We start from the raw sequence: 18,505 nt of genomic DNA, 5'->3' as shown, positions 1-18,505 counted from the left end.
GTAGGACTATTAAGTTAGTCCAAGGGACTACCAACTAATCTCGTTCTTGCCAAAAGTAAGAATGATATTTTCTTTGACCTGACTAAATGTAACGTTGGTTCCAATGTGATTGCTTAGAAAATCCAGATAATCCCCGATTGTTTTCGTGGCTATCGTTACAGCATCAAAATCCAAGTTATCGGCACCGCCCAATCCTGACAGTAGTTTTAATTGATTAGGTACTTCACCAGAGATAAGTTCTAACATTGCACCCGTATCGATTACATTGATGCTTTGGACGTTGTTTGGGACTTCTGCTATCAGGTTTACAAATTCGGGTCGAATAGAGGAGTTGTGTTTTGCAAAAGCTTCTATCACAGCGTCCAAATTATTAGGATTAGTAGAAATCACCGCGAAATCTCCTGCGATTGCGAAACTAATTGTTGCACCAGGAAACGCTGTCATGCTGGTGACTTGGATGTTACCCACTTCGCGATTAGTTGTAATGGGATTACCATCCCCGCCAGAAGGATCAGCGAAAGTTGCGACCGCATTTGCCAGGGAAACGAAAGTGCTCTTTAGGCCTATTTGGGCTGCTTTTTGGCTGGAAGTTTCAACTAAATAGACGGTTTCCCCTAATAGGTCCAGATCAGTTGCTTCCGGTTCAATGACTTCTTCAGTAGGTAAGGTAACGGTTGCTATTTGAGGCCCAGCCCATTCTAGAAGGTCTGTCCTCAAGTCTAAACCTAGTAGCATAAACAGCATAGCGTCCAGATCGACACCAATATCTGGGGTGTTAGCAGCTAGATTGTGTAGCCAATTCCACCAGCCCGTAAGATTAACGTGCCTGAGAGACACCCCAATAGCAGTTTCAGGTATATAGGGTATTGCTTCACGAGGAACCGGCGTTGGATCAGATAGTAAACGCAAAAGTTCAGTGTCACCAGCGGTAGGGTTCAGGGCTTGTGCTCCGACAGTATGTAGGCCGTCGGGGGTAATTCTAAGGACGCTGGCAAATACGCCGCTCGTGTTAATTACTCCTGTGATACGTTTTACTAGGTGATCCATTCCGAAACCTGAACCAAACCGTGTTCCTAGCTTAGCCACAGCTGGTAGATTAATATATCCATAAAAATGACCATTTCCTAAACGACCTAAGGTGTTTTTGTAACTATCAGTGGTCATAAGGGACGGCTCTTCGTTGCCAGCTAACCTTCGGAGTGCCCCACGTATATTTTCCGGATTTGTGCCTATCAAAATTATGTCATCTACCTGGGCATAAACAACCGTATCAGGGAAGGAATTTGTTTCCACCTTGGTCTTGTAAAAAACAAAATTACCCTCAATTAGCCTCGTAGTGCCTTGGGTAGAAGATGCTTCCGCTATTTGTTGTTTTAATATTTCTGTGCCGGTTGGACTAGTCCGACTTAAGAAGGTTATTGCTGGAAGTGGATTAAATGAGCTAGCAGACAAGCCGATCCATGTTTCTTGGCCTATCAGGTCTAGTAACGTCAGATCAGAATAGTCCTGCGGGATGAGGTTATTGGGATTAATAGGTAAGGCTTTGGTCGCGTCAGGAAATAGAACTTTTAATGCTGAAAGGACGTCCTGACTTTGAAACTCGTCAATGAAGACTTTAAGTTTTGAGTTGTGGTCTTGAAGATTTTCAGCACCGAGCACAAAAAATGAATCCGATGAAAGTAGATGACTCAGTTTTTGTGCAGTCCCTAAACAAAGTGGCGAAAGTAACGTGATTAGGCTAAGGAGTTTCCAGAACACTTTAATCTCCATCTATATGGGTAGATTGTCAGAGCCGATCTCATGGAAGTAGTCGTTTGAACAAGACGTTGAACAACACCAAAATAAAATTTGGCACAGGTGACGCTTCAAATCCGTAGATTTTTAACCGACTAATTCCTTTACTCGGGCAGCGATACTTTCTGGTGCAAGGCCTTGACTCGGGATTTGGTCCCAGGTACCACCGTGGCCTGTAGAATTCACTCCCATGTGAGCGTAGCGCGGACTATACCCCCGCTCCAAAAGCCAGGTTCCGAAGCGGATCCCGAGTCCCGTGCGGACACTTAGGCCTTCAACGACGAGGACAAAAGGAGACGAGCCTAACTTAGCCAAGGTCGGCTCATCAATCGAATTTAGTGTTGGTTTATTAATCAGGCCAACATCAATGCCCTCTGCACGTAAGGTCTCGACAGCATCCAAAGAGCGGTAAAGCATTTCCCCAAAACTAACTACCCAGCCAGCACTACCTTCACGAACTACTTCATCTACGCCGGGTTGAAAAGTGTAGCCACCCTTTTCGTCGAATAGATGACTACCATTTTCTTCCTCAATATAGGGAACCTCAGAACGTGTACTGAATATGAAGCGGAGCCCTTCGTCCCACAACACCTTCTTCACTATTGCTCGGAGTTGGTGAGGATCGGCAGGGAAATAGAGTGGCGTGGGTGACTGGTCTGAAAATCCGTTATCAGCGAAGAAAAGATTAACCCCAAAGTGACAAGTATTGTCAGCGATAAGATCGATACCTGCGTGCGAAAAATGGCTTAGGACGTTCGCCTCATTAAGGCGAGCCATGGTGATCTCGGAAACTATCATTTCCAGGAAAGCCGAGAACGTGGAGAACACACCTACTTGACCTTTTTCAGAGCCAAAGCCAGCCGCCGCAGAAAAGTTAGTCCGTTCCATAATGCCACTGCTGATATAAACCTCTGGATGCCTCTGATGAATAGTATTAAGTCCCGTTGAGCCTTCCAAATCGCTGTCAATAACCCGTATTTTAGCCAAACGTTCGTCTAAGGAAAGGTCATCAAGTAAATCAGACAAGACTACGCCGAAGGTTTTACGATTAGATCCCACTTCTTCGCTACTCCCACGATAGATTCGCGAGGGGGGATCGTGTTTCGGTACTGACTTAAGATACTCTACTGCTTCGGTATGACCACGAACCTCAAGGTGCTCGATCGCAGCTGAGGTACCAATCACATCGTGCCCAGCAGTACTACCCTCGATTTCAGGAAGTCCGGGCGCCATCGGTCTAACATTCACTAGAGCTACTGGGCCTTCAGTTACCAGAGCTCTACAGAAGCGCTTGTAGAGAGAGTCGAGGTCCTCGCCTGGTCCACTATCAACCGTCAGGCCGTGACCTTCTAAAGTGGAGGTTACGTCAAAGCCAGGTAAATACTCTTTTGGGTGGCCCGCAATCGTGACGTTATTGTCATCGATCATTAGTTTTACTTTGAGGCCTTGAGCTACAGCCATTCGGGCTGCCTCAGCGTCGTTTCCCTCCATTTGTGATCCATCACTACCGAACATGAGTACAGAAGCATCCGGGTTGGCAATTGCAACACCATTGACATGGGGCCACATGTGGCCGAGCCTACCCGAAGCGAATAACACACCGAGGTCACGCTCGATTTCAGGGTGGCCGTGTAGCCCATGACCCTCTTCACGATAGTGTAATAGTTCTGAGAATGGAAGTGTTCCTTGGAAGGCAGCCATTGCATACTGAAGAGCAACTCGGTGACCTGCTTCGTCGAACAGGATCGGGTAAACACCACCACCTCGAATGAAGCCGTCAGCCAATAGCGCCTCAGGTACGATATCGTAGGCGCCCCCAGTATGACCAGATAGCCCGCGGGCCCCGGCTACCGCAGTAAAGAACACTATTACGTCGCGCACTAACCCGATATTTGTTTCCCACTGCAACTTTTCTTCCTCATTCAAACTCGAATTGCCAGTTGATAGTGTCAGGGGGCGGTAGGCGCTAGTATCGATAGGGAAAGCCATATGTGGACTCCTTCGGGCTTGGTTTCAGAATATCAATCGAGATATGCCGAACAGCCGACATTCTACCGCGTTTCTTGGTCATCCGCAGATGGTTCGGATCCAGGGATGTCCTGTCTGGACCCCTAAATTTCATTTCCGAGGTCAGGGAAAACGTCTTTCTTTGGTTTTACGCGCTTGTAGCAAGGCGTTCCTTTACCAATCCTGTTGCACCTGATCTTAGTTTTACTGCCGTTAATCGTTAGAATCCATGGTTTGGATGACTTAGTTCGCCGAGGGATTGGTTAGTCTCGCCGGGTGTTGGGTAATCTGTGTAGGTATACTGCCCTCAATATCATTGCCTTTTGGAGGTAAGAATGGCGATTAAATCTCTATCTACACCGCTGGTTCACCGTCTCGTGCCGATCCAGAACGGGCTCATACGTACCACGGTACAAGTGATTGCAGGAGTAGTTTTTCTAGCCCTCTTAGCCCAGGTCCGTTTCGATATTGGGCCTGTGCCTATAACTGGTCAAACTCTTGGAATCCTGCTCATTGGGGCTAGTTATGGCTTTTCCCTAGGCACCCTTACGGCTACTGCCTACCTTATCGTTGGTGGTCTTGGCCTTGGGGTGTTCTCAGGCGGCGCAGCGGGCTGGGCTACTTTCGCCGGAGCTACAGGCGGCTATCTCATTGGTTTCCCCATTGCAGCTGCGGTCATTGGATACCTCATGCAGCGTGGTTGGCATCGCTTCTTCTTCTTAACCGCTTTAGCTATGTTTATCGGAAACCTACTGATATACGTACCGGGTCTTTTATGGCTTAATCGATTTGCACCAGATGGTAGCTGGCCCACAACCCTGGCTTGGGGTTTAACCCCGTTCATTGCTGGTGATCTCATCAAACTAATTGCTGCTGCTGGCCTTTTTCCGGACGTTTGGCGTTTAGTTGGGCAGCCCAGGAAGTCTTAAACCGATTGGACAGGATGGTCCCATCACGTCCCGATAAGCACGGTAGTTAAGGGGAATAATGGATTCTTCTGACTCGATTAGGGAGAAGTCCCAGGTACAATTTGGTAAAACAGCAACTGATTATGTAACGAGCGTACATCATGCTAAAAGTGATGATCTAGAGGCTATGGTGCGTCTAGCTTCCGAACAATTCGAAGGCGGCCTGCACAAAAAACGGGTATTAGATGTTGCCACCGGGGGAGGACATACTGCCCTGGCTTTTTCTAGGGCAGGAGCCAATGTTGTTGCTTCTGACATCACCCCAGAGATGCTGGACGCCGCAAGTTCTTTCATCTCTAAAGAAGTAACCGCTAAAATTGATTTCCAGTTGGCAGCCGCTGAGAACCTCCCTTTCAAACAAGATAGCTTTGACGTAATTACGTGTCGTATCGCCCCCCACCACTTTGCTGATCCCAAGGCCTTTGTAAGTGAGGCTGCTAGGGTGTTAGCCCCCGGAGGCATACTCGTTGTTGTAGATATTGTGAGTCCTGAGGATTCCGAACTTAATCGCATTTTGAACTATATTGAAAAGAAGCGCGACCCCAGTCACGTAAAGGCCTATACCGTAAGGCGTTGGGTGAACTGGTTTGCGGAAGCCTGTTTAGAAGTTACACATATCGAGCGGTTTTTTCGAGAGAAGGGTTACCGAGATTGGGTAGAACGTTCGCAAACAGACAGTACCGTCACCGACAGATTAGAACGATACATTCTGGATCTTCCACAGAACGCTCGTGACTACCTAAGAGTAACGCAAGACGGAGATCGACTAGCAACATTAGCGAATCAGGCAGGACTATTTATTAGTACTAGTTACTCAAAGTGATTACGATTTGAAAAAAGCGAATCAGAATCAGTAACTGCTTAGTGCAATGGGTAAGGTGATGTAATCATTAAAATCAAAAAAGAACCCCCCCTTAATCAGTCGAGGGGGGGGTTGTGGTTACCCGCCTATATTGAGGGAACCTTAGGCTCTAACTCAATCGAGAGGCGTGCTGTAGTTACCCTCGGCGGGTACCTCCACTGGTCTGTTGACATTTATGAATTAGGACCACCTCCTTTCCGTGGTAATTACAGTTTATGTGATAGTTAAAATTAATTCTAGTCTTCTATGATACTGCCTCGGTTGCACCAAACATAAATTGGCTTAGAGTGGCGGTTCAATTGTTCTATTCGATTTAAAGGAGAACCGACTATTTCTCAAAATCAACCTATAATTTCCCTGTGAAGAGTACCTGGATATACATGCTAGGCGCCATTGGACTGATAGCTGCTGGGGTGGTGGCTTTGAGCCTAGGACACATGCTTGGAAGGGGAAACGAACTGTACGGTACCGAGGTGCAGAACCCCCCTGATCTGAATACACTCTTACTCCGGCACGTTGATCGAGGCACAGTAACTCTGGCAGACTTCGAGGCTTCGTTGTTGTTAGTATTTTTTGGTTACACCCAGTGTCCAGACATATGCCCATTAACCCTCGCGAAGTTGGTTAAGGCCTACGACGACTTCGGTAAGACTGAGGATATACAGGTGGTCATGATTACTATTGACCCGGCTCACGACACGCCTGAGGTTATCCAAAGATACGTCTCTAGTTTCCATCCTGAATTTATTGGATTGGGAGGTTCCAATACCGAGATAGCTCGAGCAGCTAGAACTTTCTTTATTGGGTATCAGAAGACCGTAAGCGACCAATTTAACCATACTGACGCAATCGCGATACTGGATTCCAGGAGGCGATTACGATACTTCTACAACCAGGAACACGTTACGCGATTGGTTGAGGATCTGCCTAAGCTGTTGTTACGCAGAGACTTCTAATTTAAATAAGGTTCTGACCAAAACCCTTAGATACAAGGAAAGCTTGGCTACGGTTAGCTGTTCGGACCGGGTCTAAAGGACTGTCATGCTCAACGACTAACCATTCAGTTCCTGCCTCTACTGTAGCTGGCAGTAGAATGTCCCAGTCAAGGATTCCATCACCAACATCAGCCCAGCCCTGTTCTTCAGGCCGGTCCGGGTTTAAGTCCTTAACATGTACGCGTGGGCAGCGGCCCCGGTAACGGTCAAGCAATTCCAGGGGGTCCCTGTTACCACGGACAGCCCACGCAATATCAAGTTCCAGAAATAAATCTTCGCTTGCAGCTGCACTAAGGATGATATCCAGTCCTGTTGCTCCTCCTACGCTAACCATCTCAAAATCGTGGTTGTGATAACCGAGATTTAGGCCTGCTTCTCTGCAGGTTTTTCCAAGCAAACCTAGGCGCCTCCCAATCATTTGCCAGCTCGCAGTGTCATTACCCCTTAGTTCAACCGGTAAGAATGGGACCACCAATAACTTCGTTCCTATCTCCCTGTGAAACCCAACCACCCTATCGGTATTACTTTCAAGTTCGTCAAGAGCCACGTGGCTTGATGTAGGTTCGAGGCCATATTTTTCTAGAAGCTCACTCATCGCTTCGCTTTCCAGGCCATGGTCACCGAGCAGTTCTACTCCCGTGTAACCTGCTTCGGCTGCACAAGCAAAATGTGTTTCTGGGCCATTAGGTAGGTTACGGACGGTATAAAGCTGAAGAGCGGTTTTGAGCACAATTAAAACGATTCTGCTAAAGGTCCAGGCAGAAGGGCTTCCGGCCTAGAAGGGGTCGTTGTGGTTCTCATAACGGTACCGGCTTTAGCCGATTCTAGTGAGAGCTCCATAATCTCTAGAACATGAAAGGAGAGTTCACCGCTGGCTCGTGGGGTTTTACCAGCTGCATGCGCACGAATCATCTCAGCCAGACCAAGTCCACGAGACTGGTCCTTGTAATAGTGAGTGAGAACAAGGTCTTCAATTGTATCTGTTGGAGCTGTAGCATTAGGATTTGCTGTTTTCCGGCCATGGTGAATTCTTACAGGGCCCCCAAACGTGTTCGGATCCGGCACAGCCAAGGTCGCGTCGGTACCATAAATTTCTATACGGGGAAGGATGGACGCTTGTACATCAAAGCTCGTTATCAGGGTACTAATAGCTCCACTTACGTGTTTGAGGTTAACTGAAACATGTGTAGGGGTGTTTACAGGGACCACTTCCCCAGTACCTGCAATTCGTTCCTCGAAACCGGTCCCGGTTATAGCGCTCACGTGTTCTACAGGGCCTAGCAAGTGTACAAGGGCAGTGAGGTAGTACGGTCCCATGTCGAATAATGGACCAGCACCTGGTTGGTAAAAGAAATGAGGAGTGGCATGCCAGCTCTCTGGGCCGGGGCTCATCATGAAGGCGGTTGCACCGAGCGGTTGGCCTATGCGTCCCTGGTCTATTACTGACCTACATGTTTGAAGACCGGCTCCTAAGAAGGTGTCAGGCGCACATCCTAGCGGTAGGTTCAGGGAGAGAGAATGTTCCAAGAGTTGCCGTCCGTCATTGGCATTGATTGATAACGGTTTCTCACTATAAACACCCTTGCCTTCTTTCAGCGCTGCAAGACTGACCTCGCTGTGTGCCGCTGGAATAGTCAGATTGAGGATCAAATCAATATCGGGATTAGTCAGGAGCGCATCCACAGTAAGCGACTCGATCCCGAATTCTTTAGCCTTTTCCTCGGACCTGTCAGTGTCGATATCGGCTATTGCACAGAAGTTAAGTTCCGGGAAAGTCTCTTGTGCCTCAAGATAGGTAGTGCTTATGACACCAGCTCCTACAAGCCCGACTCGACTGGAATCAATCATCGCGGGTCCTTGTATGTAGCATAGTGTTCCTCGGATGTTGTGTTGTTAGGCATGATTCCTCCCGATATTCACCATAATATGATGATTGGCCGAGTAGTGGGGTCCATGGCGAGGTATAGGTCAGCTGTCTGGATTTATTACTACACGGTGTATCCGTAACGAAAGACTCATCTCGTTCGGTAAAAGTTTGGTTTAGGGCCTTTAGGTGTCGCGGGAATAAGCCTGTTGACCCCTCACAAAGGTCATAAATGGCCACCCCATTAAGTTATCCCCATCCCATGGACTAAATTTTGCTCGACTTTTAAAGGCTTCAGGCTTCACCGCTCGTTTGTTGTCGAGATCTACCAAGGTGACGTCAGCTGGTGAGCCAGGTTGGAGATTAGGTTTTGGCCAGCCCATCACCTTGGCTGGGCCTGTAGTTAAGAGATGTACGAGTTGCGTTAATTTGAGAATGCCGGTTGTAACTAATCTAGTGTATAGAAGGGGAAAAGCCACTTCTATGTTGGCAATGCCAAAGGGTGCCTCTAAAAAATCACGCTGTTTCTCAGCCAGGGTGTGTGGAGCATGATCCGTACCAATACAGTCGACTTCTCCGGAGTTCAATATATTCTGGAGGTATTTCACATCCTCTTCTCGTCTAAGGGGAGGGGCGACTTTGTGAATTGGGTTGAAGTTCTCAGAAATTTTGTCGGTGAGCGTTAGATGATGAGGTGTTACTTCAGCTGTTACTTTAGTCCCCTCTGCTTTATAAGCCCTAATGACTTCCATTCCGCGTCGGCTACTTACATGGGCAATGTGGACGTGTCCCCCAGTGAAATGAGCAATTTCGCAGTCACGAGCAATCATTATTACTTCAGCTGATATTGGGTTACCAGGGAGACCAAGGCGTTGACTTACTTCGCCCTCGTTGATGACACCGTCCCCCCTTAAGCTAGGGTCTTCATAGTGGGTCTGAATGACCAGGTCTAATTCGGCAGCATATTCGCATGCTCGCCGCATCAGGTGACTATCTTCTACAGGTATGCCGTCATCTGTAATCATGACTGCCCCTGCCTGCTTTAGAGCTGCAAAGTCCGTTAGTTGGTTGCCAGCCATCCCCTTACTTAAACTTGCAGCTGGCCTTAGTCGTGCTTTACCCAGGCGTTTTGAACGGGTAATTAGTTCTGCCACTAACCCGGGTTCGTCTATAGGGGGTTCTGTGTTTGCCATTGAAATGACGGTGCCATATCCTCCAGCTGTAGCAGCTGCCAAGCCTGTCGACAGGTCTTCCTTAACAACTTGACCTGGTTCTCGTAAATGAGCGTGTAAATCAATAAAAGCTGGGAGTGCAAGGTTACCTTCGGCTTCAAAGAATTCGTCAGTTGATCCACCGAGATCTAGGCCTTCAATGAGACCATCTTTGAAATATAAGTCATGAGGTTCATCACCTTCTCCCAGGCGTGCATTACGGACAACAACCCGACTCATTTTTTGCCCACAAGCAGTGTGTACAGGACAGCCATGCGAATGGGTACCCCGTTCGCGACTTGGGCTTCGATTACGCTTCGTTCAGAATCAGCCAGTCCACCTGAGATCTCAACATCCCGATTAATTGGACCGGGATGGAAGACTAATGCGTTGGGATGGGCAAGCCTGAGTGCGTCCTCTGTTATTTGGTAGCGACTTGCGTACTCGGTTATTGACGGCATCAGACCCGAGGTCATGCGTTCGTGTTGGAGGCGGAGCGCCATTACCGCGCTAGCTTCTTCTAACGCTTCTTCGAGCCGATGATGGCGCGTCACTCCTGGGAGCTGAGCAAATTCTGGTGGGACCAAGGTGGCAGGTCCACACAATGCGATTCTTGCCCCTAGCTTAGTCCACAGTGCTATGTTACTTCTGGCAACCCGCGAGTGGGCGATGTCACCCACAATGGCAAGTTTCATACCGGGAAACCCTTGAAAATCTTTGTAACGTGTTTTGAAGGTATACGCATCTAGAAGAGCCTGAGTTGGGTGGGCTCTACGTCCATCACCAGCATTCACTATCGATGCCTGAGTCCATTGAGTAAGTTGGTGAGGTACACCTGCAACCTGGTGTCTAACTACGTAAAGATCTGCTTGCATGGCATCGATTGTTCGTAAAGTGTCTTTAAGGCTTTCTCCTTTGCTCATACTCGAATTGCCCGACGCGAAACTAACGACGTCGGCTGACTGTGCTCGAGCTGCACGTTCAAAGGAGATCCGCGTCCTAGTAGAGTTTTCAAAAAACAATGTTCCTATTGTGAAGCCCTGCAAAGCTGGTACCTTCTTGATAGTGCGTCCCATCACTTGTGCCATTACATCAGAGGTTTCGAAAAGAGTCTCTACGTCAGCTAATGACCAATCATTAAGGTCGAGTAAGTGGCGAGGAGTAATCGAGTTAAGCATTTCGGTTGGTTCCGGAATTTCTATGGCCACTGTCTCCATTACGGCACCTCCATTAGTTCTACGCCGTCGGTACCATCTATTTCTAATAGTTTGACCTTGATAATCTCCTGTTTACTAGTAGGTATGTTTTTGCCTACGTAGTCCGCCCGAATTGGAAGTTCTCGGTGTCCTCGGTCGACTAGTGCTGCTAGCTGGATTACAGCTGGTCTACCCAGGTCTATTAGGGCGTCTAGTGAAGCCCTAACTGTTCGGCCTGTGTATAACACGTCGTCGCACAACACAATTCGTAGGCCTTGTATATTAAAGGGAACATCTGTCTTCTTTACGATCGGTTGGAGAGCAATTTCTGTTAGGTCATCACGATAAAGGGTTATGTCGAGTTCGCCGACTTCAGGCATTACGCCCTCGAATCTCTCTATCAGGCCTGCTAATCGTTTAGCAATTGGCACGCCACGGGTATGTACGCCAATTAAAGCAAGTTGTTCTGCACCTCGATTTCGTTCAGTAATCTCATGAGCAATGCGCGTTAGAGCTCTTGATACCTCTTGGGAGTTCAGTAAAGTCGTTTTGCGGTCAGTCATGGTGACACCATGAAAGGCATGTAAAGGCTACTTTTGCCCATTTTATTAGAATGAGGACAAAAAAAGACCGGACCCGGATCACCCGGCCCGACATAAGACTTTCTTGTGGTGGTTCTCATTTCCCCCCCTTACCGGCCTCACTGGACCGAGTTAAAGGAACAATCGAGTCTACCAGGGCTAGCTTGTGTCTTGCAATGGGTTTTAAATTTATTCCGCGAATTTTACCAAAACTAGTGGGTTTCATTGCCATGGCAGTTAAGGCTTTGTACCAACTTGTGTCTCTTACATAATTATTGTAGGACTTATGTAGTTATGTAACCAATGCGTCGTTTATGATTTCCTTAATATCCTGCTCATGTTCTTTGTTCATTACCAGCACAGCATTACCTCGTTTGATCACGATAAGATCGTTGACGCCAAGGGTAACGATTACGTCATCAGGGTTCTCTGAGTAGATAACGCTTCTAGACGTCTCAAATCCAATATGGCGACCTAGAACTGTATTGTCTTCCGGGTCATTTTGTTTAAATAGGCGTTCCAGGGCTAGCCAGTCACCAATATCATCCCACTCGAATTCACTAGGAATGACGTAGGCTTTGTTGGTGTGCTCCATAACTGCGTGGTCAATACTGATTTTTTTGAGATTGGGGAATATCTCAGCTACACGTTTTTGTTTGAAAGCTCGTCTCAAGGGAGTCATCAATTCTGGGGCATGTCTGTCAAGTTCTTCGAGTATTGTATCCACTGGCCACACGAAAATGCCGGAGTTCCAAATGTAGCGATTAGTAGCGAGGTAGGTCTTAGCGTCGTTGAGATCAGGTTTTTCAAAAAACCCTTTTATTCTGAAGCCTGGTCCCGACGGTAATCCCTTTTCGATGTATCCATAGCCTGTCGCTGGGCGTGTCGGGTTTATACCAATGGTGATGAGAGAATTTTCTTTTTCAGATAAATTAATTGCATTTTGGAGTGTTCTTCTGAACTTATTAGGTTGGCCAATACTGTGGTCAGAAGGAAAGAAGCCAGTTGTAACATCCCCGTAGCGCTGACGAAGTTCGAGTGAGGTTAAGGCGATTGCCGGTGCTGAGTCTCGGCTAACAGGTTCTATGAGAAGGTTATTTTCCGGTAATTCAGGAAGTTGTGCACGGACTAGGGCCTCATACTCCCCAGCTGTCGCAACCAGAATCGTTTCTGGTCCACCGGTTAGGGAGAGGATCCGGTCAAAAGTGGCCTGAATTAGCGTACGTCCGCACTGGGTTAAATCGAGAAACTGTTTGGGTTTATCACTGGTTGACAATGGCCAAAAGCGTTGGCCTTTTCCGCCAGCTAGAATGACCGCGACAAATTTCCGCATGCTGGACATTGTAGACGATCTATGAGACAACTTCAGTACGAGGCTTTTGTCAAAGACTAAGCTACTGTCCGAACCGGCGTTCTCGCGCTTGGAAATGCCTTAGAGCTCGCAAGAAATCTATTTTTCTAAAGTTTGGCCAGAAAGCGTCACAAAAGTAAAATTCGCTGTAAGCTGTTTGCCAAAGTAGAAACCCAGAGAGTCGAATCTCGCCACTGGTCCGAATGACGAAGTCTGGGTCAGGTATGCCTGCGGTGTAGAGGTGGTGTCCAATGTCGTGCGCATCAAGACTTTGCGTTAATTGTTCTAGAGATATACCTTCCTCATTTTTCTGTTCAAGAAGCTTTTTCATGGCAGATACGATTTCTTCTCGGCCGCCGTATCCGAGAGCAACATTAAGGTTTAGGCCACGGTAGTTTTGAGTGGCTCGCTCCATTTCTCTTAGCGCTACCTTAGAGGCTTCAGGGAAATTGTTGATGTTCCCGATAATACGAATTCGCACACCCTTCTGGTGTAGTTCCTGATCTTCAAGCATCAATCTAGCCTGTTCTGCAAACAGGAGATGTAAATGATCAACTTCTTTTTGCGTCCGGTTTCGATTGTCGGTTGAGAACCCCCATAGAGTTACATGACGTATGCCAAGTTCAAGACACCAGTTGAGTACTTCTCTTGCTTTATCGGCTCCGTAATTATGACCGGCTCTCGCGTCGAGCCCGAAGTTGCGGGCAAATCGGCGGTTACCGTCCATAATGATTCCGATGTGGCTTGGCAAAACTATTTGTTTTTTTACGGTACGAAGTAGTTGGCGTTCGTAGAGCCAGTAAATTGGCCTACTTAGGTAATCGATGAAGTCTAAGACAAGCTTGCTGCGAGAAGTGTGGTGGGTCTTGACCTTCACAGAAGTTAGTTTATCGTACGGCGTCTCCCGGGTTGTAGCGGTTAAGTACTCTAAATTAATAGGCACCATCACGTCGAAGAACTACTTCAAAAGTTTTTACGATAATATGTATATCGAGCCAAATAGACCAATTTCGCACGTAAAACGTATCCAGTTCTACGCGTTGGTTATAGCTAGTTTCGCTCCGCCCTGAGACTTGCCAGTGACCGGTTATACCTGGTCGAACCATCTTATAAAACTTGAAAGCAGTACCGTACTTCTGGATTTCATCATTTACGATTGGCCGAGGACCCACGAGGCTCATTTCTCCAATTATTACGTTCCATAATTGGGGAAGTTCGTCGAAGCTGGTTTTACGTAAAATATGTCCGACGTTGGTGATGCGCGGATCTTCTTGCAGCTTCTGATTGGTTAGCCACTCTGCTCGGAGATCTTCATTTTCTCGTAACAATGTCGTAAGTCTATGGTCGGCTCCAGGGACCATAGTACGAAATTTCCAAACAGAGATCTTTTTTCCATTGCGGCCGATTCTTTTGCTTCGATAAAATATAGGACCAGGTGATTCAAAATATATGACTAACCCTACTAGGCAAGCTAATGGACTCAACAGTAGAATTCCAAGGGTCGACCCCACTAAATCGAGTAGCCTCTTAATAAACTGATTAATTGGAAAGTTTAGCGTGTTTGTCACTTCGAGAGTAAGGAGGTCTTTCAGGGATCCAGACTGGATCCCTGAAACAGGTAGATGAGGTAGGTCAGGTATAAATTGGACTTTCTCGAATATCGGACTCTTCAGCTTAGCGATATTAGAAGGAGAGTTCGCAGTTGGATTGTTTAAGGTGATGACAGCACGATGAATACCATGTTTAATAGCGAATTCCTCCGCTTCAATAATTTTGCCCTGAATAGGTAAACCACATAAAGAGGTGCTAGATTTTGCTATGTCGTCATCAAAAAAGCAAACTGGGTGTAGGCCGTCAAGTGGTGAGTCGCGGAGTGCTTGACCAATGCGCTGTCCTAGTGCGCTTGCACCTATGATTAGAACTGGCTCCCCCCAAAGGTGAGTTTTCAACAAAAATCGTTTGGTCAAAGCTCGGCTCATAGGTAATAGAATGAAGCTCAACAAAAGAACCAACAACATTACTGATCCAGGGAATTTCGATACCCCCAATAGGAAAACTGCTGCTAAGGAGAAAATTACACTGCTTACAGTTGTAGTTGAAATCTGTTTCTTTAGCTCCTGAGGAGCGGTGAGGCCATATCCCGGGTAGAGGCCTTCTCGCCAGGCCATAAGGGGCCATATCAAGAATAGATAAAGCGATGTTGTTGGTTTCTCGAGAATTGTTGAAAATACTTCTAGGTTGCCCCCCAACCACTTCTGGATTACCCAGATTGCAAGCATTGAGGTAATGATCACTAGGAGGTCTACTAAAGCAAGTATTAACCTGACGCTAAGTTGTTTCGAAGCTGTATCAATCCTGACCTCTTTGGGTGCAATATGTGTCCCCAGCCAACCAGCTACAGCTACGAGAGGATATAAAACTCCTCCGTAGAAAAGAGTGTAATCGTACATGTTAGCGAATAATATTGCTCCGAAGACTGCCAAAAAAATCAGATCGCCCCGCTTAAGTGCTTTCCAGCAGATGACTAGAAGCAAGGCAAGTAAACTTAGTAAACCCAGAATGCCACGTTCAAACATGACCTGAAGGAGAAGGTTGTGGGTATGGGTAGGGACTGGATGAAGTAAGTTTTGTTCAGGAAGTAGATCCTCAAAGAAGTCTGGGAATGAGTTTGCTCCCCACCCAAGCAGAGGCTGCTGAGAGATCCCCTTTAAGGCCGCTTTCCAGTACGGGACCCTAGCTAGTCGGAAATTAAGTCCCTCTGTATTTGGGCCGGGAACATAGGGTGTAGCCGATTCTCCTTGTTCTAGTTGGAATCCGGCGAATGTAGCTGAACCCCCCTTGCTCGGTCTACTTTCTGGGGCTAATCCTACATACCAGTAAAGCTTCTCTGCGTTCCCAAGGAACTCAAATGTCACAGCAAGTCGAGACCATTCTTCATAACGTTCGATGATTTGAGCATCAACGATCTGGCCGAGTTGATTCGCTGAGACTTGGATTTTGTTTGATGTGAGTGAGATAGTCAAGCCAAATGTTTCTGGAGACCCATTATCGTTGAATTTTCCCCATCCCTGTAAGCTTGGCCAGCTGCCATTTTCTGGTCGAACCCAAGCGCTTAGTGTATAGGGCTCATTGGGCTTTATTGGAACTATTTGTTGTAATCTTCGCCAGGATTCCGATCCTGATTTGGTTACGTGATAGCTCGTCAGTTCATGTTTTCCGATATTGACTTTGCTACTGGCGACAATGACTTGCGAATCGTCCCACCAATCTCCGTTGGGCACTTCTGTCCCCTGGAATAAATTGATTCGGTTTGGGTCAGGTTCTACATGCAATAAAAATCCGATGCGTCCCCAGCCTAGTAACGGGCCAAGTCCAGCTGTTATGGCTAGTACTATACTGATCAAGAAAATCTCTATCAGGCGTTTATAAATGGATCTTTTAGGTCCTAGGAATACGAGAATTACTGCTACAAAGATCCAGGCCAACGCGGCTTCTCTGCTTCCTGAAGTGAGGATTCCCAAGGAGGATAAGGTCAAACTTAAGAGTCGGAGCCGGTATGTTGGTGAGAGGATAGCGATGAGGCTACCCAGTACCAAAATTGTGTGTCCATAAAGCGCGGGAGTGTTTTCCCAAACTATTGCTTGGGCGAGGGTTTTCATTGCAAAGTTAACTTGGTCGATTTGCAACCAACCAAGAGCCACGATCGTTGCTAAGCCGGTAAGCAGTCCGTTGCCAATATTTTTTGAATTGATTATCCAGGTTTGGGTAGAACGTAGATTAGCAAAGGCTTTATATACGAGCCAAGCCCCCAATATTTGTAATGCTCCGAAAGCAGCACCCGATAACCCACCATGCCATCCCCAGCTTGTAGCAGACAGTAGTACCGCTATGGCCCAAAGGCCGTCAATCCGATTGAGTTGTTCTCGACGGGAAAAAAAGTAGAAAAGGGCTGCAAGGGGTGGGATGATAGTAGGAAAAAAGGTAATTCCAAAACCTAGAAGGAATGCTGTTCCCCTTATGATCATCGCGGTATCATCCCCAAATGGTGGTTGGCGCTAGCGGTATTATCTCAACAATAAGATATTATTTCTATACTTGTGTCTTTAACATCCACTGTTTTTTTCGGCCACACGTGTATCCCAAGTTGGAAAGTTTATGTTTAGCTTTCGAAGGCATAATGCAGATTTTTGTGTTCTTGACAGGCTCTCGCTCTGCTAATTCAAATCCAATACCAATAGTGAAAAGGTATTATTTAAGGACTTTCGTGTCTAATTGGTACTTTTAATAGTACGGATAAAACCAACATGAATGTATCAGATATCAAGACGCTACTGAACCGAATTAAGAACAGTACGATACCGGCTGTTACATCGACTTATTCTACTCGGATTTTATCGGGTGGCCTCCAATATCTTCTTATTGCGGTGGTTCTAGGGAGAACTATTGGGGCGTCTGGTGTTGGTATTTTCTTGCTCTACTTATCCTGGTTGCAGATCACAGCTACCTTCGGGGCGTTCGGTTACCCAACATTATCCCTTCGAGCAATAGCCACTGCTTTGGAGCGAAACGATCACTTTGAGGCCTACCGATATTGGAAGCGGTCTTTAGGGATTCCCTTTTTTGGGACATTAATTATTGCTATCTTGGCCTTCGCATGGCGCAACCCGATTGCTGGACTTATTTTTCGTGATTTAGAGTTGGGCTGGCTCGTCGTGGCGATTACAGCATCAGCAGTTCCTATGGCAGTGCTACTAATTGCTACTTCGGTCCTTAAGGGGCAAGGTAAGCCGGTCCTGGGTTTGTTCCTGCAATTCGGTGCCGCACCACTGTTGCTATTGCTGGGGTTAGTGACCCACCTGTTTTCTTTCGAAGGTCCGGTCTCAACAGGAGGCCTTATTGTTGGTTTTTCCATCGCGCTCTTCTCAGTAGCCATCATTGCAGTAGGGCTGGCCGATTATGGACTGCGCTTAACCCGACGTGAGGCAAAATCTTCAAAGCACTATCCTGTCGCTTCTTCGGAATTAGGGACTAATGCCGTGGCGGCTCGGTTTTGGTTGATAGATCTTTCTAATCAGGCAAACCTTCGTGTACCAATTATTCTCGTGTCATTTTTTGCTTCTCCGGAAGAAGTGGGTTACTTTGGCGTGTCCTACCAGTTGGTTGCTCAGGTCGGAATACTCTTTACCGCGTTACAAAGTGTTTACTCACCGATTTTCGTGCGAGATTTCACGCGTCGGAAAGCGACCTTACTTCGGCGTCATTTCTTGCAAACGCGGATTTATGCAGTGGCCTTGTATCTACCTATTTTCCTAGTTTTTATTGGAGCAGGTAAATTTTTCCTTGGTCTATCGGGTCCAGACTTTACCCAAGCATTCCCTCTCGTGGTTATTCTTGCTGTTGGGCAGTTGATAAAATCAAGTATGGGTTTGGGGGAATTCTTCAACTTGATGACTAACGCGGAAAGATTTGAAATATCTGCAAGCTTTATCACCCTGGTCCTTACTTTAACGCTAGGTATTTTCCTTGGCGGTAGATCGGAAACGATAGGAATTGCTATAGCTGTTTCTATTACCCTTGCTTTCAAGAACCTAATTTCAGTGGTAAGGGCAAATCGGACTATTCGACGTCTCGAAGTTCCAGTACCTTGAACACCAATAACCTTCCTGGCTGGTTGGC

15 protein-coding genes are annotated in these 18,505 nt (G+C 46.9%); 5 read left to right on the top strand and 10 right to left on the bottom strand.

Annotated features, from left to right (window positions below):
- Positions 1-27 precede the first annotated feature (27 nt).
- The gene (locus tag CMO31_03665) at positions 28-1,758 is read right to left on the bottom strand and encodes a hypothetical protein (GenBank protein ID MAZ53097.1); all 1,731 of its coding nucleotides are present in this window, start codon (positions 1,756-1,758) and stop codon (positions 28-30) included.
- Between the two features lie 123 nt (positions 1,759-1,881).
- Entirely contained in the window at positions 1,882-3,783 is a 1,902-nt protein-coding gene (locus tag CMO31_03660; protein MAZ53096.1) for a transketolase, read from the bottom strand.
- 2 nt (positions 3,784-3,785) lie between these two features.
- Here CMO31_03660 and CMO31_03655 point away from each other — a divergent pair, with 2 nt between their 5' ends.
- The 4 genes from CMO31_03655 (at position 3,786) to CMO31_03640 (ending at position 6,587) form a co-directional block, all read left to right on the top strand.
- The gene (locus tag CMO31_03655) at positions 3,786-4,025 is read left to right on the top strand and encodes a hypothetical protein (protein MAZ53095.1); all 240 of its coding nucleotides are present in this window, start codon (positions 3,786-3,788) and stop codon (positions 4,023-4,025) included.
- 111 nt (positions 4,026-4,136) lie between these two features.
- The gene (locus CMO31_03650) at positions 4,137-4,730 is read left to right on the top strand and encodes a biotin transporter BioY (protein ID MAZ53094.1); all 594 of its coding nucleotides are present in this window, start codon (positions 4,137-4,139) and stop codon (positions 4,728-4,730) included.
- A 58-nt stretch (positions 4,731-4,788) separates the two neighbouring features.
- Entirely contained in the window at positions 4,789-5,592 is an 804-nt protein-coding gene (locus tag CMO31_03645) for a hypothetical protein (GenBank protein ID MAZ53093.1), read from the top strand.
- A gap of 419 nt (positions 5,593-6,011) precedes the next feature.
- Positions 6,012-6,587 (top strand): hypothetical protein, encoded by a 576-nt coding sequence (locus CMO31_03640; protein MAZ53092.1) that lies wholly within the window; start codon positions 6,012-6,014, stop codon positions 6,585-6,587.
- A 1-nt stretch (position 6,588) separates the two neighbouring features.
- Here CMO31_03640 and CMO31_03635 read toward each other — a convergent pair whose 3' ends face one another.
- The 8 genes from CMO31_03635 to CMO31_03600 all read right to left on the bottom strand — a co-directional run bounded on the left by CMO31_03635 (position 6,589) and on the right by CMO31_03600 (position 16,854).
- Complete coding sequence (locus CMO31_03635; GenBank protein ID MAZ53091.1) at positions 6,589-7,368, bottom strand: xylose isomerase; 780 nt, start codon at positions 7,366-7,368, stop codon at positions 6,589-6,591.
- Entirely contained in the window at positions 7,359-8,474 is a 1,116-nt protein-coding gene (locus tag CMO31_03630) for an oxidoreductase (protein ID MAZ53090.1), read from the bottom strand. Before CMO31_03630 ends, CMO31_03635 begins: the two co-directional genes overlap by 10 nt.
- Positions 8,475-8,675: 201 nt before the next feature.
- Positions 8,676-9,941, bottom strand: a complete 1,266-nt coding sequence (locus CMO31_03625) for a dihydroorotase (protein MAZ53089.1) — start codon at positions 9,939-9,941, stop codon at positions 8,676-8,678.
- Positions 9,938-10,879 (bottom strand): aspartate carbamoyltransferase, encoded by a 942-nt coding sequence (locus CMO31_03620; protein MAZ53088.1) that lies wholly within the window; start codon positions 10,877-10,879, stop codon positions 9,938-9,940. Before CMO31_03620 ends, CMO31_03625 begins: the two co-directional genes overlap by 4 nt.
- A gap of 38 nt (positions 10,880-10,917) precedes the next feature.
- Entirely contained in the window at positions 10,918-11,460 is a 543-nt protein-coding gene (locus tag CMO31_03615; GenBank protein ID MAZ53087.1) for a bifunctional pyr operon transcriptional regulator/uracil phosphoribosyltransferase, read from the bottom strand.
- Positions 11,461-11,770: 310 nt separating this feature from the next.
- The gene (locus CMO31_03610) at positions 11,771-12,820 is read right to left on the bottom strand and encodes a mannose-1-phosphate guanylyltransferase (protein ID MAZ53086.1); all 1,050 of its coding nucleotides are present in this window, start codon (positions 12,818-12,820) and stop codon (positions 11,771-11,773) included.
- 52 nt (positions 12,821-12,872) lie between these two features.
- Entirely contained in the window at positions 12,873-13,775 is a 903-nt protein-coding gene (gene uppS / locus CMO31_03605; GenBank protein ID MAZ53085.1) for a di-trans,poly-cis-decaprenylcistransferase, read from the bottom strand.
- Entirely contained in the window at positions 13,762-16,854 is a 3,093-nt protein-coding gene (locus CMO31_03600) for a hypothetical protein (GenBank protein ID MAZ53084.1), read from the bottom strand. Before CMO31_03600 ends, uppS begins: the two co-directional genes overlap by 14 nt.
- Before the next feature lie 279 nt (positions 16,855-17,133).
- On the opposite strand from CMO31_03600, the gene CMO31_03595 reads away from it, so the two are divergent.
- Positions 17,134-18,477: a hypothetical protein gene (locus tag CMO31_03595; GenBank protein MAZ53083.1), complete on the top strand. Its 1,344-nt coding sequence runs from the start codon at positions 17,134-17,136 to the stop codon at positions 18,475-18,477.
- Positions 18,478-18,505: the final 28 nt, after the last annotated feature.

Source organism: Trueperaceae bacterium (assembly GCA_002707365.1).
Classification (GTDB): domain Bacteria; phylum Deinococcota; class Deinococci; order Deinococcales; family Trueperaceae; genus UBA6957.
This window is presented reverse-complemented; position numbering and strand designations above follow the sequence as displayed.

Excerpts from the sequence above, each read along its gene's own strand:
- CMO31_03615 (MAZ53087.1), bottom strand. The coding sequence starts at position 11,460 with ATGACTGACCGCAAAACGACTTTACTGAACTCCCAAGAGGTATCAAGA.
- CMO31_03640 (MAZ53092.1), top strand. The coding sequence starts at position 6,012 with ATGCTAGGCGCCATTGGACTGATAGCTGCTGGGGTGGTGGCTTTGAGC.
- CMO31_03660 (MAZ53096.1), bottom strand. The coding sequence starts at position 3,783 with ATGGCTTTCCCTATCGATACTAGCGCCTACCGCCCCCTGACACTATCA.
- uppS (MAZ53085.1), bottom strand. The coding sequence starts at position 13,775 with ATGGTGCCTATTAATTTAGAGTACTTAACCGCTACAACCCGGGAGACG.
- CMO31_03610 (MAZ53086.1), bottom strand. The coding sequence starts at position 12,820 with ATGTCCAGCATGCGGAAATTTGTCGCGGTCATTCTAGCTGGCGGAAAA.
- CMO31_03650 (MAZ53094.1), top strand. The coding sequence starts at position 4,137 with ATGGCGATTAAATCTCTATCTACACCGCTGGTTCACCGTCTCGTGCCG.
- CMO31_03620 (MAZ53088.1), bottom strand. The coding sequence starts at position 10,879 with ATGCTTAACTCGATTACTCCTCGCCACTTACTCGACCTTAATGATTGG.
- CMO31_03595 (MAZ53083.1), top strand. The coding sequence starts at position 17,134 with ATGAATGTATCAGATATCAAGACGCTACTGAACCGAATTAAGAACAGT.
- CMO31_03600 (MAZ53084.1), bottom strand. The coding sequence starts at position 16,854 with ATGATCATAAGGGGAACAGCATTCCTTCTAGGTTTTGGAATTACCTTT.
- CMO31_03625 (MAZ53089.1), bottom strand. The coding sequence starts at position 9,941 with ATGAGTCGGGTTGTTGTCCGTAATGCACGCCTGGGAGAAGGTGATGAA.
- CMO31_03645 (MAZ53093.1), top strand. The coding sequence starts at position 4,789 with ATGGATTCTTCTGACTCGATTAGGGAGAAGTCCCAGGTACAATTTGGT.
- CMO31_03630 (MAZ53090.1), bottom strand. The coding sequence starts at position 8,474 with ATGATTGATTCCAGTCGAGTCGGGCTTGTAGGAGCTGGTGTCATAAGC.